Source organism: Streptococcus mitis (genome assembly GCF_005844455.1).
GTDB classification, from domain to species: domain Bacteria; phylum Bacillota; class Bacilli; order Lactobacillales; family Streptococcaceae; genus Streptococcus; species Streptococcus mitis_BF.
This window is the reverse complement of record NZ_SPGF01000018.1, coordinates 1-25,564: the sequence shown is the minus strand read 5'-3', so window position 1 is coordinate 25,564 and position 25,564 is coordinate 1. Positions and strand designations below refer to the sequence as shown.

General features: G+C 41.1%; 24 protein-coding genes, 1 tRNA gene and 2 pseudogenes. 23 read left to right on the top strand and 4 right to left on the bottom strand.

The window, feature by feature from the left end; translation table 11 throughout:
• The first annotated feature begins 7 nt into the window (after nt 1–7).
• The 7 genes from rpe to pflA all read left to right on the top strand — a co-directional run bounded on the left by rpe (nt 8) and on the right by pflA (nt 6,811).
• Entirely contained in the window at nt 8–664 is a 657-nt protein-coding gene (gene rpe / locus FGQ53_RS05040) for a ribulose-phosphate 3-epimerase (RefSeq protein ID WP_138336292.1), read from the top strand.
• Entirely contained in the window at nt 627–1,289 is a 663-nt protein-coding gene (locus FGQ53_RS05035; protein WP_138336289.1) for a thiamine diphosphokinase, read from the top strand. Before rpe ends, FGQ53_RS05035 begins: the two co-directional genes overlap by 38 nt.
• 1 nt (nt 1,290) lies before the next feature.
• Nucleotides 1,291–2,547, top strand: coding sequence for a DNA recombination protein RmuC (gene rmuC / locus FGQ53_RS05030; RefSeq protein ID WP_171019080.1), 1,257 nt, complete (start codon nt 1,291–1,293; stop codon nt 2,545–2,547).
• Complete coding sequence (locus tag FGQ53_RS05025) at nt 2,537–3,478, top strand: 3'-5' exoribonuclease YhaM family protein (RefSeq protein WP_138336282.1); 942 nt, start codon at nt 2,537–2,539, stop codon at nt 3,476–3,478. Before rmuC ends, FGQ53_RS05025 begins: the two co-directional genes overlap by 11 nt.
• 266 nt (nt 3,479–3,744) lie before the next feature.
• Complete coding sequence (gene purR, locus FGQ53_RS05015; RefSeq protein WP_138336276.1) at nt 3,745–4,572, top strand: pur operon repressor; 828 nt, start codon at nt 3,745–3,747, stop codon at nt 4,570–4,572.
• A 66-nt stretch (nt 4,573–4,638) separates the two neighbouring features.
• Nucleotides 4,639–5,895, top strand: coding sequence for a diaminopimelate decarboxylase (locus tag FGQ53_RS05010; RefSeq protein WP_138336273.1), 1,257 nt, complete (start codon nt 4,639–4,641; stop codon nt 5,893–5,895).
• Between the two features lie 121 nt (nt 5,896–6,016).
• On the top strand, nt 6,017–6,811 hold the full coding sequence (gene pflA, locus FGQ53_RS05005; RefSeq protein ID WP_138336270.1) for a pyruvate formate-lyase-activating protein: 795 nt from the start codon (nt 6,017–6,019) through the stop codon (nt 6,809–6,811).
• A 72-nt stretch (nt 6,812–6,883) separates the two neighbouring features.
• Here the strand turns inward: pflA and yidC are convergent, their stop codons facing one another.
• Entirely contained in the window at nt 6,884–7,813 is a 930-nt protein-coding gene (gene yidC, locus FGQ53_RS05000) for a membrane protein insertase YidC (RefSeq protein WP_138336313.1), read from the bottom strand.
• A 77-nt stretch (nt 7,814–7,890) separates the two neighbouring features.
• Complete coding sequence (locus tag FGQ53_RS04995; protein WP_138336267.1) at nt 7,891–8,169, bottom strand: acylphosphatase; 279 nt, start codon at nt 8,167–8,169, stop codon at nt 7,891–7,893.
• 33 nt (nt 8,170–8,202) lie between these two features.
• On the opposite strand from FGQ53_RS04995, the gene FGQ53_RS04990 reads away from it, so the two are divergent.
• The 11 genes and pseudogenes from FGQ53_RS04990 (at nt 8,203) to FGQ53_RS04930 (ending at nt 18,220) form a co-directional block, all read left to right on the top strand.
• A complete protein-coding gene (locus FGQ53_RS04990; protein ID WP_138336265.1) occupies nt 8,203–8,943 on the top strand; it encodes a TrmH family RNA methyltransferase in 741 nt (246 codons plus the stop codon).
• Between the two features lie 55 nt (nt 8,944–8,998).
• The gene (locus FGQ53_RS04985) at nt 8,999–9,682 is read left to right on the top strand and encodes a Bax inhibitor-1/YccA family protein (RefSeq protein ID WP_138336262.1); all 684 of its coding nucleotides are present in this window, start codon (nt 8,999–9,001) and stop codon (nt 9,680–9,682) included.
• Between the two features lie 111 nt (nt 9,683–9,793).
• Entirely contained in the window at nt 9,794–10,786 is a 993-nt protein-coding gene (gene asnA / locus FGQ53_RS04975; RefSeq protein WP_033683055.1) for an aspartate--ammonia ligase, read from the top strand.
• Nucleotides 10,787–10,850: 64 nt separating this feature from the next.
• A complete protein-coding gene (gene rsmD / locus FGQ53_RS04970; protein ID WP_138336260.1) occupies nt 10,851–11,390 on the top strand; it encodes a 16S rRNA (guanine(966)-N(2))-methyltransferase RsmD in 540 nt (179 codons plus the stop codon).
• Nucleotides 11,380–12,890 (top strand): annotated as a pseudogene (locus FGQ53_RS04960) (SepM family pheromone-processing serine protease). Before rsmD ends, FGQ53_RS04960 begins: the two are co-directional and overlap by 11 nt.
• A 57-nt stretch (nt 12,891–12,947) precedes the next feature.
• Complete coding sequence (locus tag FGQ53_RS04955) at nt 12,948–13,178, top strand: DUF1146 family protein (RefSeq protein WP_138336250.1); 231 nt, start codon at nt 12,948–12,950, stop codon at nt 13,176–13,178.
• Between the two features lie 61 nt (nt 13,179–13,239).
• Nucleotides 13,240–14,284, top strand: a pseudogene (locus tag FGQ53_RS12295) (acyltransferase family protein).
• An 11-nt stretch (nt 14,285–14,295) separates the two neighbouring features.
• A complete protein-coding gene (gene murA / locus FGQ53_RS04945; protein WP_138336247.1) occupies nt 14,296–15,579 on the top strand; it encodes a UDP-N-acetylglucosamine 1-carboxyvinyltransferase in 1,284 nt (427 codons plus the stop codon).
• Entirely contained in the window at nt 15,572–15,760 is a 189-nt protein-coding gene (locus FGQ53_RS04940) for a DNA-directed RNA polymerase subunit beta (RefSeq protein WP_164925506.1), read from the top strand. The genes murA and FGQ53_RS04940 overlap by 8 nt, the downstream gene beginning before the upstream one ends.
• Before the next feature lie 38 nt (nt 15,761–15,798).
• Complete coding sequence (gene endA, locus FGQ53_RS04935) at nt 15,799–16,623, top strand: DNA-entry nuclease EndA (protein ID WP_138336244.1); 825 nt, start codon at nt 15,799–15,801, stop codon at nt 16,621–16,623.
• 265 nt (nt 16,624–16,888) lie between these two features.
• Nucleotides 16,889–18,220, top strand: coding sequence for a hemolysin family protein (locus tag FGQ53_RS04930; protein ID WP_138336241.1), 1,332 nt, complete (start codon nt 16,889–16,891; stop codon nt 18,218–18,220).
• Nucleotides 18,221–18,420: 200 nt separating this feature from the next.
• On the opposite strand, the gene FGQ53_RS04925 is transcribed toward FGQ53_RS04930, so the two are convergent.
• A tRNA-Cys gene (locus FGQ53_RS04925) sits at nt 18,421–18,491 on the bottom strand.
• Nucleotides 18,492–18,648: 157 nt separating this feature from the next.
• Between FGQ53_RS04925 and FGQ53_RS04920 the strand changes: the two genes are divergently transcribed.
• The 5 genes from FGQ53_RS04920 (at nt 18,649) to FGQ53_RS04900 (ending at nt 25,130) form a co-directional block, all read left to right on the top strand.
• A complete protein-coding gene (locus tag FGQ53_RS04920) occupies nt 18,649–20,628 on the top strand; it encodes a peptide ABC transporter substrate-binding protein (RefSeq protein ID WP_138336238.1) in 1,980 nt (659 codons plus the stop codon).
• A 66-nt stretch (nt 20,629–20,694) separates the two neighbouring features.
• Nucleotides 20,695–22,191, top strand: a complete 1,497-nt coding sequence (locus FGQ53_RS04915) for an ABC transporter permease (protein ID WP_138336235.1) — start codon at nt 20,695–20,697, stop codon at nt 22,189–22,191.
• Complete coding sequence (gene oppC / locus FGQ53_RS04910; RefSeq protein ID WP_138336232.1) at nt 22,191–23,117, top strand: oligopeptide ABC transporter permease OppC; 927 nt, start codon at nt 22,191–22,193, stop codon at nt 23,115–23,117. Before FGQ53_RS04915 ends, oppC begins: the two co-directional genes overlap by 1 nt.
• An 8-nt stretch (nt 23,118–23,125) precedes the next feature.
• Nucleotides 23,126–24,193 (top strand): ABC transporter ATP-binding protein, encoded by a 1,068-nt coding sequence (locus FGQ53_RS04905; RefSeq protein ID WP_138336229.1) that lies wholly within the window; start codon nt 23,126–23,128, stop codon nt 24,191–24,193.
• A 10-nt stretch (nt 24,194–24,203) separates the two neighbouring features.
• Nucleotides 24,204–25,130 carry an ATP-binding cassette domain-containing protein gene (locus FGQ53_RS04900; RefSeq protein ID WP_138336226.1) on the top strand — a complete coding sequence of 309 codons (927 nt, stop codon included), beginning with the start codon at nt 24,204–24,206 and terminating at the stop codon, nt 25,128–25,130.
• Nucleotides 25,131–25,271: 141 nt separating this feature from the next.
• Here the strand turns inward: FGQ53_RS04900 and FGQ53_RS04895 are convergent.
• Nucleotides 25,272–25,564, bottom strand: a 293-nt coding sequence (locus FGQ53_RS04895) for an IS30 family transposase (RefSeq protein WP_138336223.1), incomplete at its 5' end; no start/stop codon positions are given.

Sequence of the window (25,564 nt, the reverse complement as noted above, 5' to 3'; positions counted from 1 at the left end):
GAAGCCTATGTCTCAATACAAGATTGCTCCGTCAATTCTGGCAGCAGATTATGCCAACTTTGAACGTGAAATCCAACGCCTAGAAGCAACGGGGGCAGAGTATGCCCATATCGATATTATGGACGGTCACTTTGTACCACAAATCAGTTTTGGTGCAGGTGTGGTCGAAGCTCTTCGACCACATAGTAAGATGGTTTTCGATTGCCACTTGATGGTGTCAAATCCTGAGCATCATTTAGAAGACTTTGCGCGTGCAGGGGCAGACATCATCAGCATCCATGTGGAAGCAACGCCTCATATTCATGGAGCTCTCCAAAAAATTCGCTCGCTCGGTGTCAAACCTTCGGTTGTTATCAATCCTGGTACGCCTGTCGAGGCGATTAAGCACGTCCTTCATCTAGTTGATCAAGTCTTGGTCATGACGGTTAATCCTGGCTTTGGTGGTCAAGCTTTTCTGCCTGAAACCATGGATAAGGTCCGTGAGTTGGTTGCCCTTCGTCAGGAAAAAGGTTTGCACTTTGAAATTGAAGTCGATGGTGGTATTGATGATCAGACCATTTCTCAAGCTAAAGAAGCTGGTGCGACCGTTTTTGTAGCAGGATCCTATGTTTTTAAGGGAGATGTCAATGAACGAGTGCAAACTCTCAGAAAACAACTGGACTAGGGTTGCCGTTTTTGCAGGCGGAGATCGCGGTCATTATCGGACAAATTTTGATTGCTTTGTCGGTGTGGATCGCGGCTCGCTCTGGGTCTTGGAAGAAGATCTGCCTCTGGCTCTAGCAGTTGGGGATTTTGATTCGGTGACTGCAGACGAACGTCAGTTGATTCAAAAACGTGCCCAACATTTTGTTCAAGCTCAGCCAGAAAAAGATGATACAGATCTGGAATTGGCTCTCTTGACCATCTTTGAGCAAAATCCTCAGGCTCAGGTCACTATTTTTGGGGCTCTTGGTGGTCGTATTGACCATATGCTGGCCAATGTCTTTCTGCCAAGCAATCCCAAGTTGGCACCTTATATGCGCCAGATAGCGATTGAGGATGGGCAAAATGTGATTGCCTATTGTCCCGAAGGGACCAGTCAGCTAGAGCCCCGTTCAGACTATGACTATCTAGCTTTTATGCCGGTTCGGGATAGCCAGCTGACCATTCTTGGTGCCAAGTATGAGTTGACAGAGGAAAATTTTTTCTTTAAAAAAGTGTACGCTTCTAACGAATATATAGATAGGGAAGTGTTGGTGACTTGCCCAGATGGTTACGTGGTCGTGCTGCATAGCAAGGATAGGAGGTAGGATGGAAAGTTTACTTGTTCTATTATTAATTGCCAACCTAGCTGGCCTCTTTCTAATTTGGCAAAGGCAGGATAAACAGGAAAAACATCTAAGTAAGAGCTTGGAGGATCAGGCAGATCACTTGTCAGACCAGTTGGATTATCGCTTTGAACAAGCCAGACAAGCCAGCCAGTTGGATCAAAAAGATTTGGAAGTGGCTGTCAGCGATCGTCTGCAAGAAGTGCGAATGGAATTGCACCAAGGTTTGACGCAAGTCCGTCAAGAAATGACAGATAGTCTCCTCCAAACCAGAGACAAGACTGACCAACGTCTCCAAGCCTTGCAGGAATCAAATGAGCAACGTTTGGAACAAATGCGCCAAACAGTCGAGGAAAAACTAGAAAAGACCTTGCAGACGCGTTTACAAGCTTCCTTTGAGACAGTTTCTAAACAACTGGAGTCGGTCAATCGTGGTCTGGGAGAAATGCAGACGGTGGCTCGCGATGTCGGAGCTCTCAACAAGGTTCTCTCTGGAACCAAGACGCGAGGAATTCTGGGAGAATTGCAACTGGGCCAAATCATCGAAGACATCATGACCCCTGCCCAGTATGAACGAGAATATGCAACGGTTGAAAACTCCAGTGAACGAGTGGAGTACGCCATTAAGCTACCTGGACAAGGTGACCAGAAATATGTCTACCTACCGATTGACTCCAAGTTTCCACTGGCGGATTATTATCGCTTAGAAGAAGCCTATGAAGCAGGCGATAAGGACGAAATCGAACGTTGTCGCAAGTCACTCCTAGCCAGCGTCAAGCGCTTTGCTAAGGATATCAGGAACAAGTACATAGCCCCACCTCGGACGACCAATTTTGGAGTTTTGTTTGTTCCGACAGAAGGTCTCTATTCAGAAATCGTCCGCAATCCGGTCTTCTTTGATGATTTGAGACGGGAGGAGCAGATTATTGTCGCAGGTCCAAGTACCCTGTCAGCCCTTCTCAATTCCCTATCAGTTGGCTTCAAAACCCTCAATATCCAAAAGAGTGCCGATCATATCAGTAAGACCCTTGCTAGCGTCAAGACCGAGTTTGGCAAGTTTGGTGGCATTCTGGTCAAGGCACAAAAACATCTCCAACATGCCTCTGGCAATATTGATGAATTATTAAACCGTCGCACTACAGCTATCGAGCGAACGCTCCGTCACATTGAGTTATCAGAAGGTGAGCCTGCGCTTGATCTACTCCATTTCCAAGAAGATGAGGAAGAATATGAAGATTAGTCACATGAAAAAAGATGAGCTGTTTGAAGGCTTTTACCTAATCAAGTCAGCTGACCTGAGGCAAACTCGCGCTGGGAAAAACTACCTAGCCTTTACCTTCCAAGATGATAGTGGCGAGATTGAGGGGAAACTCTGGGATGCCCAACCTCATAATGTTGAGGCCTTTACTGCAGGTAAGGTTGTTCACATGAAAGGGCGCCGAGAAGTTTATAACAACACTCCACAGGTCAATCAAATTACCTTGCGCTTGCCTCAACCCGGTGAACCAAATGATCCAGCTGATTTCAAGGTCAAGTCGCCAGTTGATGTCAAAGAAATCCGTGACTATATGGCGCAAATGATTTTCAAGATTGAAAATCCTGTTTGGCAACGAATTGTTCGAAAGCTCTACGCCAAGTATGATAAGGAATTCTACTCTTATCCAGCAGCCAAGACCAACCACCATGCCTTTGAAACAGGCTTGGCCTATCATACGGCGACCATGGTGCGTTTGGCGGATGCCATTAGTGAGGTCTATCCTCAGCTCAATAAGAGCTTGCTCTATGCGGGGATTATGCTGCATGACTTGGCCAAAGTCATTGAGTTGACGGGACCAGACCAGACGGAGTATACAGTGCGAGGCAATCTCCTTGGACATATTGCTCTAATTGATAGTGAAATTACCAAGACCGTTATGGAACTTGGCATCGATGACACCAAGGAAGAAGTCGTTCTGCTCCGCCACGTTATCCTCAGTCACCACGGCTTACTAGAGTATGGAAGTCCGGTTCGTCCACGTATCATGGAGGCAGAGATTATCCATATGATTGACAATCTGGATGCTAGCATGATGATGATGTCGACGGCTCTGGCTCTGGTGGATAAGGGAGAGATGACCAATAAAATCTTCGCTATGGACAATCGTTCCTTCTATAAACCAGATTTAGATTAATAATTTAAGAAAAATGAGCATTTTTTAGGATAAGAATGTTCGTTTTTTTATGTGAATATGGTATAATAAGTAAAAGACAAAAATTAATACTCTTCGAAAATCTCTTCAAACTAGGGTAGCATCGCCTTGTCGTATGTATATAGGTAGGTATATTACGGACTTTGTCAGTTCTATCGACAATCTCAAAACAGTGTTTTGAATTATCAGCGACCAGCTTTCTAGTTTGCTTTTTGATTTTTTGAAGAAAAATAGAATGGGAAATAGAAATGAAATTAAGAAGAAGTGATCGGATGGTTGTCATTTCCAACTATTTGATTAATAATCCATACAAACTAACAAGTCTCAATACCTTTGCAGAAAAGTACGAATCTGCCAAATCCTCTATCTCAGAGGATATCGTGATTATCAAGCGTGCCTTTGAGGAAATCGAAATCGGTCATATTCAGACTGTGACTGGAGCAGGTGGTGGCGTTATCTTTACACCATCAATCTCGAGTCATGAAGCCAAAGAAATGATCGCAGACTTGCGTGATAAACTTTCAGAAAGTGACCGTATCTTGCCAGGTGGCTACATCTACCTGTCTGATTTGCTCAGTACACCTGCCATTTTGAAAAATATTGGGCGCATCATTGCCAAGAGCTTTATGGACCAAAAAATCGATGCCGTTATGACAGTAGCAACAAAAGGTGTGCCACTTGCAAATGCAGTTGCCAATGTCCTCAATGTTCCTTTTGTCATTGTGCGCCGTGACTTGAAAATTACCGAAGGTTCAACTGTTAGCGTCAACTATGTATCAGGTTCAAGTGGTGACCGCATTGAGAAAATGTTCCTTTCAAAACGCAGTCTCAAGGCAGGCAGCCGAGTCTTGATTGTGGATGACTTCTTGAAAGGTGGTGGAACTGTCAACGGGATGATCAGTCTCTTGCGTGAGTTTGATTCAGAATTGGCAGGTGTCGCAGTCTTTGCGGACAATGCCCAAGAAGAACGTGAAAAGCAATTTGACTACAAGTCACTCTTGAAGGTCACCAATATTGATGTCAAGAACCAAGCCATCGATGTTGAGATTGGAAATATTTTTGACGAAGACAAATAAGAGATAGAACTAAAGGTTGGAACGATTGTCCCAGCCTTTCTTTGCAAACAGAATAGAAGGATGCTTATGAAAACACCATTTATCAGCCGTGAAGATTTAGAAACAATTGTTTCAGAGTTCCCGACTCCCTTTCACTTGTATGATGAGAAGGGGATTCGTGAAAAAGCAAGAGCAGTCAACCGGGCCTTTTCTTGGAATAAGGGTTTTAAAGAATATTTTGCAGTCAAGGCCACCCCAACCCCAGCCATCTTGAAAATCCTCAAAGAGGAAGGTTGTGGTGTGGACTGTTCTAGTTATGTAGAGCTCTTGATGAGCCACAAACTGAATTTCCCCGGTTCTGAGATTATGTTCTCTTCTAACAACACGCCAGACAAGGAATATGCCTATGCGCGTGAATTGGGCGCAACCATTAACTTGGATGCCTTTGAAGACATTGAACATCTAGAGCGAGCGGCAGGCATTCCAGAAATTATCTCTTGTCGTTACAATCCTGGTGGCGTTTTTGAGCTAGGAACAGATATTATGGACAATCCAGGAGAGGCCAAGTTTGGGATGACCAAGGACCAGCTTTTTGAAGCTTTTGCTATTTTGAAGGAAAAAGGAGCCAAGACATTTGGGCTTCATTCTTTCCTAGCCTCCAATACCGTGACCCATCTCTACTATCCAGAGTTAGCGCGTCAGCTTTTTGAATTAGCCGTTGAAATCAAAGAAAAGTTGGGTATTTCGCTAGACTTTATCAATCTTTCTGGCGGTATTGGTGTCAATTATCGTCCTGAGCAGGAACCAAATGATATCGCCTTGATTGGTGAGGGAGTTCGTAAGGTGTATGAAGAGGTTCTTACGCCAGCTGGTCTTGGTGAGGTCAAGATTTTCACCGAATTGGGTCGCTTTATGTTGGCCCCTCACGGAGCTCTCGTCACAAGAGTCACTCATAAGAAAAAAACCTACCGTACCTATCTAGGTGTGGATGCGTCAGCAGTTAACCTTATGCGTCCAGCCGTGTATGGAGCCTACCACCATATTACCAACATAACTCGTCCAGAAGGAGCATCTGAGGTAGTAGATGTGGTCGGTTCTCTCTGCGAAAACAATGATAAATTTGCCATTAATCGCGAACTGCCTCATACAGAAATCGGTGATTTGCTGGTGATTCATGATACAGGTGCACATGGATTCTCCATGGGTTATCAGTACAATGCCAAACTACGCTCGGCAGAAATCCTCTATACCGAAGAAGGCAAAGCCCGCCAAATCCGCCGTGCAGAGCGCCCTGAGGACTATTTTGCAACCTTGTATAGTTTTGATTTTGAATCAGATCATTAAAAGAAATTGAAAATGAAAGTGAAAAACAGATTGCTTTCTAAAAAATAGACAAAAAACCCTTGTTTTTCACCTTACTCGTGATATAATAAAACTATAAAACGGTTTCAAGGAAGGTGACGATATGTCTGAAGAAACAATTGACTATGGACAAGTGACAGGAATGGTGCATTCGACAGAGAGTTTTGGGGCGGTAGATGGCCCTGGGATTCGTTTCATTGTCTTTTTGCAGGGTTGTCACATGCGTTGCCAGTACTGTCATAACCCCGATACATGGGCTATGGAGACCAATAAATCACGAAGACGGACAGTAGACGATGTTTTGTCAGAAGCCCTTCGCTACCGTGGTTTCTGGGGAGACAAAGGAGGAATCACTGTCAGTGGAGGAGAAGCCCTCTTACAGATTGATTTCTTGATTGCCCTTTTTACCAAGGCCAAGGCAAAAGGAATCCACTGTACTTTGGACACCTGTGCTCTTCCATTCCGTAATAAACCACGTTACCTTGAAAAGTTTGACAAACTCATGGCTGTCACTGACTTGGTTCTCTTGGATATCAAGGAAATCAACGACGAACAACACAGGATTGTTACCAGCCAAACCAATAAAAACATCTTGGCTTGTGCAAAATATCTATCAGATATTGGGAAGCCTGTGTGGATTCGCCATGTGCTGGTTCCAGGCTTGACAGATAGAGATGAGGACTTGATTGAACTCGGCAAATTCGTCAAAACCCTCAAAAACGTTGACAAGTTTGAAATTCTACCTTATCACACTATGGGAGAATTCAAGTGGCGTGAACTTGGAATTCCATACTCACTTGAAGGGGTAAAACCACCAACAGCAGACCGTGTCAAGAATGCCAAAAAACTCATGGATACAGAAAGCTATCAAGACTACATGAAACGTGTACATGGATAAAAAAGAAGCCTGATGGGAATATCAGGCTTTTGTAATGCAAAAAAGGCCTAGCCTTTCAGCTAAGCCGTTACCTTATTTCCTAGAATGTTGTTTACCAGCATTACGTTTTTTATGTTTCTTAGTAGTCGTAATTGCAGTTGCTTGGTTAGGAGTGATATCTTTTCGCCCGCCTGTAGTTGATGCTGAACTTGCTTTTGGTGGATTTTTAGCAAATTCTTCACGTACTTTTTGACGAAGTTTTGGACGAACAACATAGTTAACGATGAACTGTTGGAGAATCATCATGAAACCACCGACAACCCAGTAAAGTGTCACACTGGCTGGTGCGAAGAGGGAGAAGACGACAATCATGAGTGGGCTCATGTAAATCATTTTCTTGAGTTGATCTCTTTGCATCTCGTCTTCTACTCCGTGAAGTGAAAGGAGTGATTGGAGATAGTAGAGGATACCAGCGAAGGCGACAAGGATCATACTTGGGGAACCGAGATTGATACCCAAGAAGGTAGAGCTAGATACTCCATCAGTATATTGGGCTGCAAAGTAGATAGCAGAGAAGAAAGGCATTTGAATGAGGATAGGGAAGCATCCTACACCACCGAACATGCTGATGCCGTTTTCTTTTTGTGCAGCAAAGAGAGCCTGTTGTGCTTCTAGTTTTTCTTCCTGAGTTGTTGCCTCTTTAAGGCGTGTTTGATGTGGTTCGAGCACATGTTTGAGAGCATTCATCTTTTCAGAGTGAAGCGTTGCCTTCCATGATTGGTAGATACCAAGTGGCAAAATAATCAAACGTACGATAATCGTTACGATGATGATAGCCACACCAAAGCCTAGACCTTTATCAGTAGCGAAGTATTTGATAGCCTCTGCCATAGGCGATCCGATAGTGTTCCAGATAAAACCAGTAGGTTGTCCTGTTGCTTTGTCTACTTGGACACAGCCTGCCAAGACTAATAGCATAGCCACTCCCATAGCTGAGAGGGCAAAACGTTTAATAGATTTCAATGTTTTCATTCCTTCTTTAAAAATTATACCTTTCTATTCTACTGTTTTTTTACAAAATATACAATAGTTCTAGAGACCTAATTTGCGATTTTGAAGTCAGGGTAGGTAGGAAAGTTACTCAATTGGACATCTAAGTAGCTGACTTTTGAAAAAGGTGTGGGTCCTTTTCGTATTTCTTGGATAAATTTCGCCATGATGGCAGATGAGTCTGCTTGAGCTAATATTTCCACTGTGCCATCGTCGTTATTCCATACTCGGCCTGTGATGCCACCAATTTCAAGCGCCAGGCTGTAAACACCCCAACGAAAGCCAACTCCTTGCACCCTACCTTGGGCAATCATTCTAACCTTTTGCATACCAAACCCCTTTGATTGTGTTATAATATTTCTATGACTATTATAACCTCAAAAGCCAATTCTGTGGTAAAAAATGCCAAGAAATTACACAAAAAAAAATACCGCAAGTCTGCCTATTTGATTGAAGGTTGGCACTTGTTTGAAGAAGCTGTTCAAGCTGGGGTGACGATTGAGAAGATTTTTGCCCTAGAAAGTTACCGAGATCAGTTAGCTGCTTTTCCGCAAACTGTCTGGGTGTCAGAGGATATTTTGCTAGATTTGGCAGATTCTCAGACTCCACAGGGAATTGTTGCCGTGGTTCAAAAAGAAGAAGTAGGACAAGCTGACTTTAGTCAGGGCAAGTTCTTATTTTTGGAAGATGTGCAAGATCCTGGTAATGTAGGAACCATCATTCGGACTGCGGATGCAGCAGGCTTTACAGGAGTGATTGTTTCAGATAAGTCAGCAGACATCTATAGTCTCAAGACCCTCCGTTCTATGCAAGGCAGTCATTTTCATCTGCCTATCTACCGGATGTCTAGTCAAGCACTTCTCGAGGAAGCTAAAAAGGTAGGTATCCCAGTGCTAGCCACAACCCTCTCTAAAGATTCTGTTGATTACAGTGAACTGCCTCCTATAGAAAATTTTGTATTAGTCATGGGAAATGAGGGCCAAGGAATTAGCCCCCTCATGGCTGAAAGTGCAGACCAGTTGGTCCATATTAGCATGAAGGGTCAGGCAGAGAGTTTGAATGTTGCAGTTGCAGCCGGTATTTTGATTTTCCATTTAAGCTAATTTTAACTTTCTTTGTTATAATCAAGGAAAGATATTCATAGAAAAGGAGACAAAGATGAATCATACTATTATACAAGACCGTACTGGCCTCAATCAATTTTACGCTAAGGTCTATGCCTTTGTTGGACTAGGAATCGGGCTATCCGCTTTGGTATCTGGCCTCATGTTGACGGTTTTTCAATCTCAGTTGATTTACTTTTTGATGCAGGGACGTCTCTGGTTGACCATTGCAACCTTTGCGGAGTTGGTCTTGGTTTTCGTTGCCAGTAGCATGGCTTCAAGGAATAGCCCAGCTGCTCTTCCAGTATTTTTACTTTACTCAGTATTAAACGGCTTTACCCTTAGTTTTGTGGTAGCTTTCTATACTCCGGGTACAGTTTTATCAGCCTTTGTATCTAGCGCCCTTCTCTTCTTTGTCATGGCGGTAATCGGAATTTTCACCAAGAAAGACTTGAGTGGAATGGGACGAGCTTTGATGGCAGCGCTTGTCGGCCTCATCATTGCCATGGTCGTGAATCTATTTCTAGCAAATAGCTTCTTTGACTACATGATTAGTATTGCCATGGTCTTGGTCTTCTCTGGGCTGATTGCTTGGGACAACCAAAAAATTCGCCTTGCCTATGAACAATCACAAGGTCGTGTAGCGACAGGCTGGGTTGTGTCAATGGCTCTCAGTATCTATCTTGATTTTATTAATCTTTTCCTAAGTATTCTACGTATCTTCGGTCGCAATGACTAGAAGGTACCTAACATCAGTGTTCGAAGGAGCACTGATTTTTTCGTATTTGCTCTTTCCTTTTCTCGAAAATAGGTGTATAATACTTTTAATTAATTTTTTGAGGAGTAGCCTATGAAGAAAAGTTTTATCCATCAACAAGAAGAGATTTCCTTTGTCAAGAACACTTTTACCCAGTATTTGAAAGATAAGCTAGAAGTTGTCGAAGTTCAAGGTCCTATCTTGAGCAAGGTCGGTGACGGGATGCAAGATAACCTGTCTGGTGTGGAAAATCCAGTATCTGTCAAGGTTTTGCAGATTCCTGATGAAACCTATGAAGTGGTGCACTCACTTGCTAAATGGAAACGCCATACTTTGGCCCGTTTTGGTTTCGGTGAAGGTGAAGGTCTTTTCGTCCACATGAAGGCCCTTCGTCCAGACGAAGATTCGCTGGATGCAACCCACTCTGTCTTTGTGGATCAGTGGGACTGGGAAAAGGTCATTCCAAATGGTCAACGCAACATTGCCTACCTAAAAGAAACTGTTGAGAAGATTTACAAGGCCATTCGTTTGACAGAATTAGCTGTTGAAGCTCGCTATGATATCGAGTCTATCTTGCCAAAACAAATCACTTTTATCCATACAGAAGAGTTGGTAGAACGCTACCCAGATTTGACACCGAAAGAGCGTGAAAATGCTATCTGTAAAGAATTTGGAGCAGTCTTCTTGATCGGTATTGGTGGCGAATTGCCAGACGGTAAACCGCACGATGGACGTGCACCAGACTACGATGACTGGACAAGTGAGTCTGAAAATGGCTACAAGGGTCTTAACGGCGATATTCTTGTTTGGAATGAATCTCTAGGCGGAGCCTTTGAGTTGTCTTCTATGGGGATTCGTGTAGATGAAGAAACTCTTCGTCGTCAGGTAGAAATCACCGGTGATGAAGACCGCTTGGAATTGGAATGGCACAAGGCTTTGTTGAATGGCCTATTCCCATTGACAATCGGTGGAGGAATTGGACAATCTCGTATGGCCATGTTCTTACTTCGCAAGAAACACATCGGAGAGGTGCAAACAAGTGTTTGGCCTCAAGAAGTCCGCGATACTTACGAAAATATTTTGTAGAGAATCGAACCGCAAGGTTCGGTTTTCTTTCTCTTTTCGCCCATAATTTGGTATAATAAACGGTATGAAAATCGTATCAGGAATCTATGGGGGACGCCCCCTCAAGACGCTAGAAGGAAAGACGACAAGGCCCACTTCGGATAAGGTTAGGGGAGCCATTTTTAACATGATTGGCCCCTACTTTGAAGGGGGACGGGTCTTGGACCTTTATGCAGGTAGTGGTGGATTATCTATCGAAGCAGTATCGCGTGGCATGGCTAGCGCTGTTTTGGTAGAGCGAGACCGTAAGGCTCAGGCTATCGTGGCCGAAAATATCCAGATGACCAAGGAAGTTGGAAAATTTCAACTCCTCAAGATGGATGCGGAACGAGCTCTGGAGCAGGTGTCTGGGCCTTTCGACCTTATTTTCTTAGACCCTCCCTATGCCAAGGAACAAATCGTATTAGATATTGAAAAAATGGCTGAGAGAGAGCTTTTTTCTGAAGATGTTATGGTGGTTTGTGAGACAAATAAAATGGTAGAACTTCCAGAAGAAATTTCTTGTCTTGGAATCTGGAAAGAAAAAATTTATGGAATTAGTAAGGTGACAGTCTATGTCAGATAAGATTGGCTTATTCACAGGTTCATTTGATCCTATGACAAATGGGCATCTGGATATGATTGAACGGGCTAGCAAACTCTTTGATAAGCTCTATGTGGGTATTTTTTTTAATCCCCACAAACAAGGATTTCTCCCTATCGAAAATCGTAAACGGGGTTTAGAAAAGGCTTTGGGACATTTGGAAAATGTTGCAGTCGTGTCTTCTCATGATGAATTGGTAGTTGATGTTGCAAAAAGACTGGGTGCTACTTGTCTAGTGCGTGGTTTGAGGAATGCAGCGGATTTGCAATATGAAGCCAGTTTCGATTACTACAACCATCAACTGTCTCCTGATATAGAGACCATTTATTTACATAGTCGACCGGAACATCTCTATATCAGTTCATCTGGTGTTCGAGAGCTTTTGAAGTTTGGTCAGGATATTGCCAGCTATGTTCCTGAGAGTATTTTGGAGGAAATTAAGAAATGAAAAAAAAGATTAGATGGCCTTTATACGTCATTGCGGCCTTGATTGTGACTTTCTTGGCATTTGTAGTACCTTTGCCCTACTATATAGAGGTTCCAGGTGGTTCGGAAGATATTCGCCAAGTCCTTAAAGTAAATGATACGGAAGATAAGGAAGCTGGGGCTTATCAATTCGTTACGGTTGGTGTTCAGCATGCTACTTTAGCCCATATGATTTATGCTTGGTTGACGCCTTTTACAGATATTCGTAGTACCCAAGAGACTACAGGTGGCTCTTCCGATGTTGAATTTATGCGGATCAATCAATTCTACATGCAAACATCGCAAAATATGGCCAAGTATCAAGGGCTAAAAACAGCTGGTAAGGATATCGAACTCAAATATCTTGGAGTTTATGTCTTGACTGTGACGGATAATTCGACCTTTAAAGGGATTCTCAACATCTCTGATACAGTCACAGCAGTCAATGATCATACCTTTGACAGTTCCAAAGATTTGATTGATTACGTCAATTCTCAAAAACTAGGGGACTCCGTCAAGGTCACCTATGAAGAGGATGGGCAAACCAAGTCTGCAGAAGGTAAGATTATCACTTTGGAAAATGGCAAAAATGGGATTGGAATCGGCTTGATTGACCGTACAGAAGTAACCAGTGATGTCCCAATTCGTTTTTCAACAGCTGGTATTGGAGGTCCAAGTGCAGGTCTCATGTTTAGTCTAGCCATCTATACCCAAATAGCTGACCCGGGACTTCGTAATGGCCGTATCGTTGCCGGTACAGGAACCATTGACCGCGATGGTAATGTGGGGGACATTGGAGGTATTGATAAAAAAGTTGTAGCTTCGGCTAGAGAGGGTGCCGCTATTTTCTTTGCCCCAGATAACCCTGTTAGCGAAGAAGAAAAAAAAGCGCATCCGGATGCGAAAAACAACTACCAAACAGCTTTGGAAGCAGCTAAAACAATTAAGACGGATATGAAAATCGTGCCAGTTAAAACCCTACAAGATGCAATTGATTACTTGAAAAACAATCCCTAGTTTTTGAGTGAAGTTTCCAAACTAGCGCACAAACAGAGAAGATGGTATAATAGTCAAATGGTTCAATTATTATTCACTCTAAGCAGTCATATGCTCTTTATTTATGTGAGTTTTTACCTTTTAAAGAATCTTGTTCGATGGGAAAAGGTTTTAAAAGTAACAGCTGAGAACACAGGAAAAGTTCGTTTATTAGTAGCCTTTTTCAGCATTGTAATGGGCTATATCTTGAGTTCTTTCTTTATTAGCCTGTATCAGTTGTGGCAAGAAGCGATTAGAGGATTATTATAATTTGCGTGTTTAAGAAATTACTTTCAAGATATTATTAAACTTATAGGGAGAAATAGAATTCATGGATATTATAATCTTATTGTTGATAACGCTATCAATTTATTTGTTACCTCAAAATAAGGAATATCTAAATGTTAAATCTACATCAGGGCTTAGAGGATTTCTAGCTATAGGAATAATATTTCATCATTTGTCACAATGGGTTACATCTGGTGATGAATTTTCTAATTTTTCCTATATGGGAACTTATATCGTTTCTATTTTCTTCTTTTTATCAGCCTATGGATTGTATTTTCAGAACGAAAATAAGAAAAACTATCTAGATAATTTTTTAGTTAAGAGACTTTCTAAAATTCTAGTTCCATTTTTTTCTATATCTTTGATTTATATGTTTTACAGATTTTTAAACGGTCAATTAATGGATTTAGATTTTTTTGCTAATTTATTTAAAAAAGGAAGTACAATTATTTATAATGGATGGTTTGTCGATATTATAATTTTAATGTATATATTTTTTTCTATATCGTTTAAATTTTTCAAAAATAAGTTCATTTCTATTGTTATCAATACAATACTTACTAATTGGTTATATTTGTTTAGCTATAAAATTAGGTTACGGTTTTTGGTGGTATAATAGTGTTTTTCCCTTCATTATTGGCTTAATATGGGCTAAAAATAAAGAGAAAATTGATGGAGTTTTAGATAGACATTATTTTATCGTACTTTTTTTAGTAACTGTGTTACTCTTTATTTCACATCAATACAATATTTTGTTGAGGTATGTGCATTTAGAAGATAGTTATAGTTACGCGTTAGCTGCTAATTTAGATAATATTATTTTTACAATCTACTTTATTATTGTTTTTTTGAAAAAAATAAATTTTTCAAATATATATTTGATTTTAATAGGTAGTATATCGTTTGAATTATATATGATACATGGATTAGTTATTTCTATGCTAGGAAAAACACTTGTGTCATCCAGAATAAATGATGTGATATTTACATTTTTTGTGCTAGTCCTTAGTCTAATTTTAGCTTGGATTATTAATAAATTAGTTAATAGAATTACAAAGAAAGTAAGTCTATTACAAAATCAAGAGTAAAGGAAATAAGTATGGAAAAAATTGTGGTTCAAGGTGGCGATAATCGTCTGGTAGGAAGTGTTACGATTGAAGGTGCAAAAAATTCAGTCTTGCCCTTGTTAGCAGCGACTATTCTAGCCAGTGATGGAAAGACCGTCTTGCAGAATGCTCCTATCTTGTCAGATGTTTTCACTATGAATCAGGTGGTTCGTGGTTTGAATGCCAAGGTAGATTTTGATGAGGAGGCTCATCTTGTCGAGGTGGATGCGACTGGCGATATCACTGAAGAAGCCCCTTACAAGTATGTCAGCAAGATGCGCGCTTCCATCGTTGTCTTGGGACCAATCCTTGCCCGTGTAGGTCATGCCAAGGTGTCCATGCCAGGTGGTTGTACGATTGGTAGCCGTCCTATTGATCTTCATTTGAAAGGTCTGGAAGCTATGGGGGCTAAGATAAGTCAGACGGCGGGTTACATCGAAGCTAAGGCTGATCGCTTACATGGTGCCCATATCTACATGGACTTCCCAAGTGTTGGTGCAACGCAGAACTTGATGATGGCAGCGACTCTGGCTGATGGGGTGACAGTGATTGAAAATGCTGCGCGTGAGCCTGAGATTGTAGACTTAGCCATTCTCCTCAATGAAATGGGAGCCAAGGTCAAAGGTGCTGGTACAGAGACTATTACCATTACTGGGGTGGAGAAACTTCACGGTACGACTCACAATGTGGTACAAGACCGTATCGAAGCTGGAACCTTTATGGTGGCTGCTGCCATGACTGCTGGTGATGTCTTGATTAAAGACGCTGTTTGGGAGCACAACCGTCCCTTGATAGCCAAGTTGCTTGAAATGGGAGTGGAAGTGACAGAGGAGACTGAAGGAATTCGAGTACGCTCTCAACTAGAAAATCTAAAAGCTGTCCATGTGAAAACCTTGCCCCACCCAGGATTTCCAACAGATATGCAGGCTCAATTTACAGCCTTGATGACCGTCGCGAAAGGCGAATCAACCATGGTGGAGACGGTATTTGAAAATCGTTTTCAACATTTAGAAGAAATGCGCCGCATGGGCTTGCGCTCTGAGATTATCCGTGATACAGCTCGTATTGTTGGTGGACAACCTTTGCAGGGGGCAGAAGTTCTTTCAACTGATCTTCGTGCCAGTGCTGCCTTGATTTTAACAGGTTTGGTAGCGCAAGGAGAAACTGTGGTCGGTAAATTGGTTCACTTGGATAGAGGTTACTACCGTTTCCATGAGAAGTTAGCGCAGCTGGGTGCTAAGATTCAGCGGATTGAGGCAAGTGATGAAGATGAATAAGAAATCAGGCTACGTAGCCAAGCGTTTGCTTTTAGTCATTCTGGTACTGGTTTTAGGTGCTTTAGCCCTAGGAATCGGTTTAATGGTCGGCTATGGAATCTTGGGCAAGGGTCAAGATCCATGGGCTATCCTGTCTCCAGCAAAATGGCAGGAATTGATTCATAAATTTACAGGAAATTAGGCTGGGAGACCAGCCTTTTTATAAAGATAAGGAGAAATATGAACAAAAAAACAAGACAGACACTAATCGGACTGCTAGTGTTATTGCTTTTGTCTGCAGGGAGTTATTATATCAAGCAGATGCAGACGACACCTAATAGTCCCAAAACCAAGCTTAGTCAGAAAAAACAAGCGCCTGAAGCTCCAAGTCAAGAATTGGCGGAAAGTGTCTTAACAGATGCAGTCAAAAGCCAAATAAAAGGGAGTCTTGAGTGGAATGGCTCAGGTGCCTTTATTGTCAATGGTAATAAAACAAATCTAGATGCCAAGGTTTCAAGTAAACCCTACGCTGATAATAAAACAAAGACAGTTGGCAAGGAAACTGTGCCAACTGTAGCCAATGCTCTCTTGTCTAAGGCAACACGACAGTACAAGAATCGTGAAGAAACTGGGAATGGTTCGACTTCATGGACTCCTCCGGGATGGCATCAGGTTAAGAATTTAAAGGGAACTTATACACATGCGGTCGATAGGGGTCATTTGTTAGGCTATGCCTTGATCGGTGGCTTGGATGGTTTTGATGCCTCGACAAGCAATCCTAAAAACATTGCTGTTCAGACAGCCTGGGCAAATCAGGCCCAAGCTGAGGATTCGACTGGTCAAAACTACTATGAAAGCATGGTGCGTAAAGCCTTGGATAAAAACAAGCGTGTCCGTTACCGTGTAACCCTTTACTACGCTTCGAACGAGGATTTAGTTCCTTCAGCTTCACAGATTGAAGCCAAGTCTTCAGACGGAGAATTGGAATTCAATGTTCTAGTTCCCAATGTTCAAAAAGGGCTTCGATTGGATTACCGAACTGGAGAAGTAACGGTAACTCAGTAAAAGGTAAGATCAACTCCTATGTCACTAGTGGATGAAGGAGTTTTTTTGACAATTTAAGTAGGACTAGAATAGACACTGATACTCAATGAAAATCAAAGTGCAAACTAGGAAGCTAGCCGCAGGTTGCTCAAAGCACAGCTTTGAGGTTGCAGATGAAGTTGACGTGGTTTGCAGAGATTTTCGAAGAGTATGAGAAAAAATAATATGTACTGGACTAGATTTTGTGATATAATAAAGGATAAGATACTATTTTAGGAGAAGAACTATGGAAGACCCAAGTAGTCAGAATTTGTTGCTACAATTTGTTTTATTGTTTATCTTGACGGTATTAAATGCCTTTTTCTCAGCCACAGAAATGGCCATGGTGTCACTAAACCGTGCGCGGGTTGAACAAAAGGCAGAAGAAGGAGATAGACGCTATATCCGTCTGCTGAAGGTACTAGAAAATCCTAACCACTTTTTATCAACCATTCAAGTAGGGATTACCCTGATTACGATCTTATCAGGGGCGAGTTTGGCAGACACTCTGGGACGAGAAATTGCCTCTTGGCTTGGAAATGGTGAAACATCTTATGCCGTTGCAAGTTTTCTATCTTTAGCATTTTTGACTTATATTTCCATCGTTTTTGGGGAATTGTATCCTAAGAGAATCGCTCTTAATCTAAAGGATGCCTTGGCGATTCGTACAGCGCCAGTTATCATTGGGCTTGGGAAACTAGTTAGTCCCTTTGTTTGGCTCTTGTCTGCATCTACCAATCTCTTGAGTCGCTTGACCCCTATGACCTTTGACGATGCTGATGAAAAAATGACCCGTGATGAAATTGAGTACATGCTGACCAATAGTGAAGAAACACTAGATGCTGACGAAATTGAGATGTTACAAGGGATTTTTTCACTGGATGAAATAATGGCCAGAGAAGTCATGGTTCCTCGAACGGATGCCTTTATGGTCGATATTCAGGATGATAGTCAAACCATTATCCAAAGTATTTTAAAACAAAATTATTCTCGTATCCCTGTCTATGATGGGGATAAGGATAACGTGATTGGGATAATTCACACCAAGAGTCTCCTTAAGGCAGGCTTTGTGGACGGTTTTGACAATATTGTTTGGAAGAAAATCTTACAAGATCCGCTCTTTGTTCCTGAAACCATTTTTGTGGATGACTTGCTAAAAGAATTACGAAATACTCAAAGACAAATGGCAATCTTGCTGGATGAATACGGTGGTATGGCTGGTTTGGTGACACTTGAAGACCTCTTAGAGGAAATCGTTGGGGAAATCGATGACGAAACAGATAAGGCTGAAATCGAAGTTCATCAAATCGGAGAAGATACTTATATTGTTCAAGGTACCATGAATCTCAATGATTTTAATGACTACTTTGATGTCGAACTGGCAAGTGATGACGTTGATACCATCGCTGGTTATTATTTGACAGGAGTTGGGACCATTCCAACGACTGAGAAACTCAGTTATGAATTAGTTAGCCAAAACAAACAGCTTATCTTAACCAATGATAAAGTGAAAAATGGACGTGTTACCAAGGTAAAAGTCCAAATCACAGAAGTCGAAATAGAAGAAGAAACAGAGTAAATTAGAGGCTTTTGTCATCATGAGTGACAAAGCTTTTTTCAGTTGATTTTAAAAGGGAATAGTATCCTCGAAAAACTCAGCCCCCAAATCCGCCCCAAAAGTTTTTTAAAGTTATCCTTTTTTTATCATGAAATAAAAATAAAAAAGCCCTATTTTACGGGCTTTTCGTCTTGATAAATTCCGATTAATTCGGTACTGAAAGGCGGTAGACGGATTTGAACCGACGATCAAGCTTTTGCAGAGCCGTGCCTTACCACTTGGCTATACCGCCTTAACGTTTATTATTATACCTTGAAAATGATTTTCAGTCAATAGCTTTTTCAGATTTTTTGTATCAACACGCCTAAATATTCTGAAAATTCGTTTACTTTTCTTGAAATCTATGGTATAATTGATGACGACCTATACTTTATAAGAGGAATAAAGAAATGAAAAAAAGTAGAGTCTTTGTTGCAGCAGGAGTTGCTTTATTTGCGACGGGTGTGTTAGTAGCTTGTGGGAATTCAAAATCATCTGATTCGACAGCTCCAAAAGCTTATGGCTACGTCTATTCGGCTGATCCAGAAACATTAGATTATGTTGTTTCTGGAAAACAGAGTACGAAAGTGGCTACTTCAAACGGGATCGATGGCCTCCTTACAAATGATAAATACGGGAATTTGACTCCTGCGGTTGCAGAAGACTGGTCTGTATCAAAAGACGGATTGACATATACCTACAAAATTCGTAAAGGTGTCAAATGGATGACATCCGATGGTGAAGAATATGCCGAAGTGACTGCTAAAGACTTCGTGAATGGATTGAAACATGCGGCAGATAAGAAATCAGAAGCCCTATATCTAGCTGAAACTTCTGTTAAAGGTTTATCTGATTATTTGGCTGGGAATTCAAAAGATTTCTCTACAGTAGGTGTTAAAGCGGTTGATGATTATACTCTTGAGTATACTTTGAACCAGCCAGAACCTTACTGGAACTCTAAGATGGTTTACTCAATTTTCTGGCCGTTAAACGAAGAATTTGAAAAATCAAAGGGCTCTGATTTTGCTAAAGCAACAGACCCTACATCTTTGCTATATAATGGACCTTTCTTGCTTAAAGGTTTAACTGCTAAATCTTCTATCGAGTTTGCTAAGAACGAGCAGTACTGGGATAAAGAGAATGTTCATTTAGACACAGCAACACTTGCATATTTTGATGGTTCGGACCAAGAATCACTTGAACGTAACTTTACAAGTGGAGCATACAGCTTTGCTCGCCTTTATCCAACAAGTTCAAACTTCTCAAAAGTAGAAGAGTCATACAAGGATAATATTTTCTACACTCCATCAGGAGCTGGTATTGGAGGTTTAGGTGTAAATATTGACCGACAAAATTACAAATATACATCTAAAACGACAGATGAAGAGAAAACATCTACTAAGAAAGCTCTTCTTAACAAAGACTTCCGCCAAGCCTTGAACTTTGCCTTTGACCGTACAGCTTATTCTGCTCAAGTTAACGGTAAAGAAGGTGCTCCTCTTGCAGTTCGTAATTTATTTGTGAAGCCAGATTTTGTGACTGCGGGCGAAAAAACTTTCGGTGACTTGGTTGCTGAAAAAGTTAAGACTTATGGAGATGAGTGGCAAGATGTAAACTTTGCTGATGGTCAAGACGGTCTCTTTAACGCTGACAAAGCTAAAACAGAATTTGCTAAAGCTAAAACTGCTCTAGAAGCAGAAGGTGTGAAATTCCCTATCCACTTGGATGTTCCAGTGGACCAAACCTCTAAAAACTTTATCGCACGTATTCAGTCCTTTAAACAATCAGTTGAAAAAGTTTTAGGCGAAGAAAATGTTGTCATAGATATTCAACAAATTTCTAAAGATGAGTTCTTTAATGTGACTTATTATGCAGCTAATGCGGCAGCTGAGGATTGGGATCTTTCAGGTGCGGTTGGATGGAATCCTGACTATGAAGATCCATCAACTTATCTTGATATCCTTAAATCAACTAATAGTGAACAAACGAAAACTTATATGGGGTATGATGACCCATCAAATGCAGCTGCAGCTAAAGTTGGTGTGAAAGATTACGATAAATTGCTTGATGAAGCTGGAAAAGAAACAAGTGATCTTAACAAGCGTTATGAAAAATATGCTGTTGCTCAAGCTTGGTTGACAGACAGTTCACTCTTCTTACCAGCTATGTCTTCTAGTGGTGCTGCACCATTCATTTCTCGTGTTGTACCATTCTCAGCTTCTTATAGCCAATCTGGAGACAAAGGTTCAGATGTCTACTTCAAATATATTCAGTTACAAGACAAAGTTGTAACAAAGGCTGATTATGAACAAGCTCGTGAGAAATGGATTAAAGAGAAAAAAGAATCAAACGAAAAAGTTCAAAAAGAATTGACTAAACACGTTAAATAAATAACTCTCAAGAGAACTTTCTCTCTATGAGGAGAAGGTTCTTTTGGGATTTAAAAAGGAAACGATATGAAGAAATATATTTTTATGCGTGTCTTGCGGTCATTGGTTTCTATCTTTTTAGTAACAACCTTGACTTACACGATTATCTATACAATGGTTCCTCGAAAATTGATTTTCAAACAGGATACCAACTATAACAAGATTGCGACAACTGCTGATAAACGTGATAACTATGAGAATACCGTTTATGAGCGTATGGGCTATATCGAGTACTACGATACCAAAGAGTTGCAAGAAAAAGCTAGCCAGATGGATGCTTCTGTAACAGTTGAAGCCAATGACACCAACAAGGCTATCTATGAAAAATACATCAAACAAATCGGTCATGGTTGGACCTTGGGAGAATTTACTGAAAGTGGCCAATTCTACGCTACTCGTGAAATCCCAATTTTTGAACGTGTTTTTCACTTCTATGCTAACTTGATTGACATTGACCATACTAATAAAATCCAAGACCCTGAAAATCCAGACTTGAAACGTTACCTTCGTTTTGAAAATGATCCAGCAATCGGATGGTCCTTGGTTGGTTCAGGAACTAAACACAAATATCTCTTGTACTTTAACGGTCAGTTCCCGTTTGTACATCAAAACTTTGTGAACATTAATTTAGGTGACTCTTATCCAACTTATGCGAATAGCCCTGTTTTACAGGTTATTACTCAGGGACAAGGACAAACTAAAACATCCCAAGTTCAGTTCCCAACAGGTAAGAAAACTTCTTCTGTAAATATTTACTCAAGAACCTATAAATCGCCTGATCAAGCTGACTCTCGTGAAGTAGCCAACTACGGAAAAGATGATCCTTATACAGCTACGGAAAGTAACTACCAATATCCTTCAATGATTGCCAGCTCTGCTGTTGTTGGATTGATCGGTTTGGTGATTTCTTATGCGATTGCCGTGCCACTTGGTTCAGCTATGGCTCGCTTCAAGAACACTTGGATTGATAGCTTCTCAACAGGGGCTTTGACTTTCTTGATGGCTCTTCCAACCATTGCCTTGGTTTATATCATCCGTTTGGCTGGTTCTTCAATCGGCTTGCCAGATTCATTCCCTATCTTGGGTGCTGGAGATTGGCGTTCGTATGTTTTACCAGCAGTTATCCTTGGTTTGTTGGGTGCTCCTGGTACAGCTATTTGGATTCGTCGTTACATGATTGACTTGCAGTCACAAGACTTTGTACGTTTTGCTCGTGCAAAAGGCTTGTCTGAAAAAGAAATTTCAAACAAACACATCTTTAAAAATGCCATGGTTCCACTGGTTTCAGGAATTCCTGGTGCCGTTATCGGAGTTATCGGTGGTGCAACCCTTACTGAAACAGTCTTCGCCTTCCCAGGTATGGGGAAAATGTTGATTGACTCTGTAAAAGCATCCAATAATTCTATGGTCGTTGGTCTTGTCTTCATCTTTACATGTATTTCAATCTTCTCCCTTCTTTTAGGAGATATTTGGATGACCATTATTGACCCACGTATTAAATTGACTGAGAAAGGAGGCAAATAATGTCTACAATCGATAAAGAAAAATTTCAGTTCGTAAAACGTGACGATTTTGCCTCTGAAGCCATTGATGCGCCAGCCTATTCTTACTGGAAGTCGGTGTTTAGACAATTTATGAAGAAAAAATCAACTGTAGTCATGTTGGGAATCTTGGTAGCCATCATTTTGATGAGTTTCATCTACCCAATGTTTTCTAAGTTTGATTTCAATGATGTCAGCAAGGTAAACGACTTTAGTGCTCGTTTTATCAAGCCAAATGCTGAGCATTGGTTCGGTACAGACAGTAACGGTAAATCGCTCTTTGACGGTGTTTGGTTTGGAGCTCGTAACTCTATCCTCATTTCTGTGATTGCGACAGTGATTAACTTAGTTATCGGTGTCTTTGTCGGTGGTATTTGGGGAATTTCAAAATCCGTTGACCGTGTCATGATGGAAGTTTATAACGTCATCTCAAACATCCCATCTCTTTTGATTGTCATTGTCTTGACTTACTCAATCGGAGCTGGATTCTGGAATCTGATTTTTGCCATGAGTGTGACAACATGGATCGGGATTGCCTTCATGATTCGTGTGCAAATCTTGCGTTACCGTGATTTGGAATACAACTTAGCGTCACGTACTTTGGGAACACCAACCTTGAAGATTGTTGCTAAAAATATCATGCCTCAATTGGTATCTGTTATTGTGACAACGATGACTCAGATGCTTCCAAGCTTTATCTCATACGAAGCCTTCTTGTCATTCTTCGGTCTTGGATTACCGATTACCGTGCCAAGTTTGGGTCGTTTGATTTCGGATTATTCACAAAACGTAACAACCAATGCTTACTTGTTCTGGATTCCATTGACAACACTTGTCTTGGTATCCTTGTCCCTTTTCGTAGTTGGTCAAAACTTAGCGGATGCTAGTGATCCACGTACACATAGATAGGAGTAGAAATGACAAAAGAAAAAAATGTAATTTTGACTGCTCGCGATATTGTCGTGGAATTTGACGTTCGTGACAAAGTATTGACAGCCATTCGTGGCGTTTCCCTTGAACTAGTTGAAGGTGAAGTATTGGCCTTGGTAGGTGAATCAGGATCAGGTAAATCTGTTTTGACAAAGACCTTCACAGGTATGCTTGAAGAAAATGGTCGCATTGCCCAAGGTAGCATTGCCTACCGTGGTCAGGATTTGACAGCCTTGTCTTCTCACAAGGATTGGGAACAAATTCGTGGTGCTAAGATTGCGACTATCTTCCAGGATCCAATGACTAGTTTGGACCCGATTAAAACAATTGGTAGTCAGATTACAGAAGTTATTGAAAAACACCAAGGAAAAACAGCCAAAGAAGCAAAAGAATTGGCTATTGACTACATGAATAAGGTTGGAATTCCAGACGCAGATAGACGTTTTGATGAATACCCATTCCAATATTCTGGAGGAATGCGTCAACGTATCGTTATTGCTATTGCCCTTGCCTGCCGACCTGATGTCTTGATCTGTGATGAGCCAACAACAGCCTTGGATGTGACCATCCAAGCACAAATTATTGATTTGCTTAAATCGTTACAAAACGAATACCATTTCACAACAATCTTTATCACTCACGACCTTGGTGTGGTAGCAAGTATTGCAGACAAGGTAGCGGTTATGTATGCAGGAGAAATCGTTGAGTATGGAACTGTTGAGGAAGTTTTCTATGACCCTCGCCATCCATATACATGGAGTCTCTTGTCTAGCTTGCCTCAGCTTGCTGATGATAAAGGGGATCTTTACTCAATCCCAGGAACACCTCCGTCACTTTATACTGACCTGAAAGGGGATGCCTTTGCCTTGCGTTCAGACTATGCAATGCAAATTGACTTCGAGCAAAAAGCCCCTCAATTCTCAGTATCAGAGACACATTGGGCTAAAACTTGGCTACTTCATGAGGATGCTCCAAAAGTAGAAAAACCAGCTGTGATTGCAAATCTCCACGATAAGATCCGTGAAAAAATGGGATTTGCCCATCTGGCAGACTAGGAGGAAGGAAATGTCTGAAAAATTAGTAGAAATCAAAGATTTAGAAATTTCCTTCGGTGAAGGAAGTAAGAAGTTTGTCGCGGTTAAAAATGCCAACTTCTTTATCAACAAGGGAGAAACTTTCTCGCTTGTAGGTGAGTCAGGTAGTGGGAAAACAACTATTGGTCGTGCCATCCTTGGTCTAAATGACACAAGTAATGGTGATATCATTTTTGATGGTCAAAAGATTAATGGTAAGAAATCGCGTGAACAAGCTGCGGAATTGATTCGTCGTATCCAGATGATTTTCCAAGACCCTGCAGCAAGTTTGAATGAACGTGCTACTGTTGATTATATTATTTCTGAAGGTCTTTACAATCACCGTCTGTTTAAGGATGAAGAAGAACGTAAAGAGAAAGTTAAAAATATTATCCGTGAAGTGGGGCTTCTTGCTGAGCATTTGACTCGTTATCCTCATGAGTTTTCAGGTGGTCAACGCCAACGTATCGGTATTGCCCGTGCCTTGGTCATGCAACCAGACTTTGTTATTGCGGATGAGCCGATTTCAGCCTTGGACGTTTCTGTGCGTGCCCAAGTCTTGAACTTGCTCAAAAAATTCCAAAAAGAGCTCGGTTTGACCTATCTCTTTATCGCCCATGACTTGTCGGTCGTTCGCTTTATTTCAGATCGTATCGCAGTTATTTACAAGGGTGTTATTGTAGAGGTTGCTGAAACAGAAGAATTGTTTAACAATCCAATTCACCCGTATACTCAAGCCTTGCTTTCAGCGGTACCAATTCCAGATCCAATCTTGGAACGTAAGAAGGTCTTGAAGGTTTACGATCCAAGTCAACACGATTATGAGACTGATAAGCCATCCATGGTAGAAATCCGTCCAGGTCACTATGTTTGGGCAAACCAAGCCGAATTGGCACGTTACCAACAAGGATTAAACTAATAATGGTTTTATAATTTCCATGTCAATTTTTACGGAAATTATAGTAGATTGAAATAAGATGTGAACAAATTGATTAGGAAAGTCAAATTAATGTATAGAAATATTTTAGCAACCATGGCGTACTATTCTAGATTCAATCTACTATATAAACCTTTTTTGTTGGACTGATTTGAAAAAGGCGAATTTCAAGTTCAAGTTAGCCATCCAGAAGTCTTCTATGGGTGACTTGTAGTTCAAGCATTTTTTAGGATAGTTATTAATCCAATTTTCGATTAAGGCGACTTCTTTAGGAGTCGTTTTCTTAGTTCCTTTAGGTAACCATCTACGAATGAGCCTGTTGTGATTCTCATTAGTTCCCCTTTCCCAAGAGGCATAGGGGTGCGCATAATAGATATGTTCCTTAGAAAACACATCAGACAATCGGTTGAATTCCG

What these genes read in the sequence shown, in the direction of transcription:
- rpe (WP_138336292.1), top strand. Translation starts at nt 8, where the DNA reads ATGTCTCAATACAAGATTGCTCCGTCAATTCTGGCAGCAGATTATGCC.
- FGQ53_RS05035 (WP_138336289.1), top strand. Translation starts at nt 627, where the DNA reads ATGAACGAGTGCAAACTCTCAGAAAACAACTGGACTAGGGTTGCCGTT.
- rmuC (WP_171019080.1), top strand. Translation starts at nt 1,291, where the DNA reads ATGGAAAGTTTACTTGTTCTATTATTAATTGCCAACCTAGCTGGCCTC.
- FGQ53_RS05025 (WP_138336282.1), top strand. Translation starts at nt 2,537, where the DNA reads ATGAAGATTAGTCACATGAAAAAAGATGAGCTGTTTGAAGGCTTTTAC.
- purR (WP_138336276.1), top strand. Translation starts at nt 3,745, where the DNA reads ATGAAATTAAGAAGAAGTGATCGGATGGTTGTCATTTCCAACTATTTG.
- FGQ53_RS05010 (WP_138336273.1), top strand. Translation starts at nt 4,639, where the DNA reads ATGAAAACACCATTTATCAGCCGTGAAGATTTAGAAACAATTGTTTCA.
- pflA (WP_138336270.1), top strand. Translation starts at nt 6,017, where the DNA reads ATGTCTGAAGAAACAATTGACTATGGACAAGTGACAGGAATGGTGCAT.
- FGQ53_RS04995 (WP_138336267.1), bottom strand. Translation starts at nt 8,169, where the DNA reads ATGCAAAAGGTTAGAATGATTGCCCAAGGTAGGGTGCAAGGAGTTGGC.
- FGQ53_RS04990 (WP_138336265.1), top strand. Translation starts at nt 8,203, where the DNA reads ATGACTATTATAACCTCAAAAGCCAATTCTGTGGTAAAAAATGCCAAG.
- FGQ53_RS04985 (WP_138336262.1), top strand. Translation starts at nt 8,999, where the DNA reads ATGAATCATACTATTATACAAGACCGTACTGGCCTCAATCAATTTTAC.
- asnA (WP_033683055.1), top strand. Translation starts at nt 9,794, where the DNA reads ATGAAGAAAAGTTTTATCCATCAACAAGAAGAGATTTCCTTTGTCAAG.
- rsmD (WP_138336260.1), top strand. Translation starts at nt 10,851, where the DNA reads ATGAAAATCGTATCAGGAATCTATGGGGGACGCCCCCTCAAGACGCTA.
- FGQ53_RS04955 (WP_138336250.1), top strand. Translation starts at nt 12,948, where the DNA reads ATGGTTCAATTATTATTCACTCTAAGCAGTCATATGCTCTTTATTTAT.
- murA (WP_138336247.1), top strand. Translation starts at nt 14,296, where the DNA reads ATGGAAAAAATTGTGGTTCAAGGTGGCGATAATCGTCTGGTAGGAAGT.
- FGQ53_RS04940 (WP_164925506.1), top strand. Translation starts at nt 15,572, where the DNA reads ATGAATAAGAAATCAGGCTACGTAGCCAAGCGTTTGCTTTTAGTCATT.
- endA (WP_138336244.1), top strand. Translation starts at nt 15,799, where the DNA reads ATGAACAAAAAAACAAGACAGACACTAATCGGACTGCTAGTGTTATTG.
- FGQ53_RS04930 (WP_138336241.1), top strand. Translation starts at nt 16,889, where the DNA reads ATGGAAGACCCAAGTAGTCAGAATTTGTTGCTACAATTTGTTTTATTG.
- FGQ53_RS04920 (WP_138336238.1), top strand. Translation starts at nt 18,649, where the DNA reads ATGAAAAAAAGTAGAGTCTTTGTTGCAGCAGGAGTTGCTTTATTTGCG.
- FGQ53_RS04915 (WP_138336235.1), top strand. Translation starts at nt 20,695, where the DNA reads ATGAAGAAATATATTTTTATGCGTGTCTTGCGGTCATTGGTTTCTATC.
- oppC (WP_138336232.1), top strand. Translation starts at nt 22,191, where the DNA reads ATGTCTACAATCGATAAAGAAAAATTTCAGTTCGTAAAACGTGACGAT.
- FGQ53_RS04905 (WP_138336229.1), top strand. Translation starts at nt 23,126, where the DNA reads ATGACAAAAGAAAAAAATGTAATTTTGACTGCTCGCGATATTGTCGTG.
- FGQ53_RS04900 (WP_138336226.1), top strand. Translation starts at nt 24,204, where the DNA reads ATGTCTGAAAAATTAGTAGAAATCAAAGATTTAGAAATTTCCTTCGGT.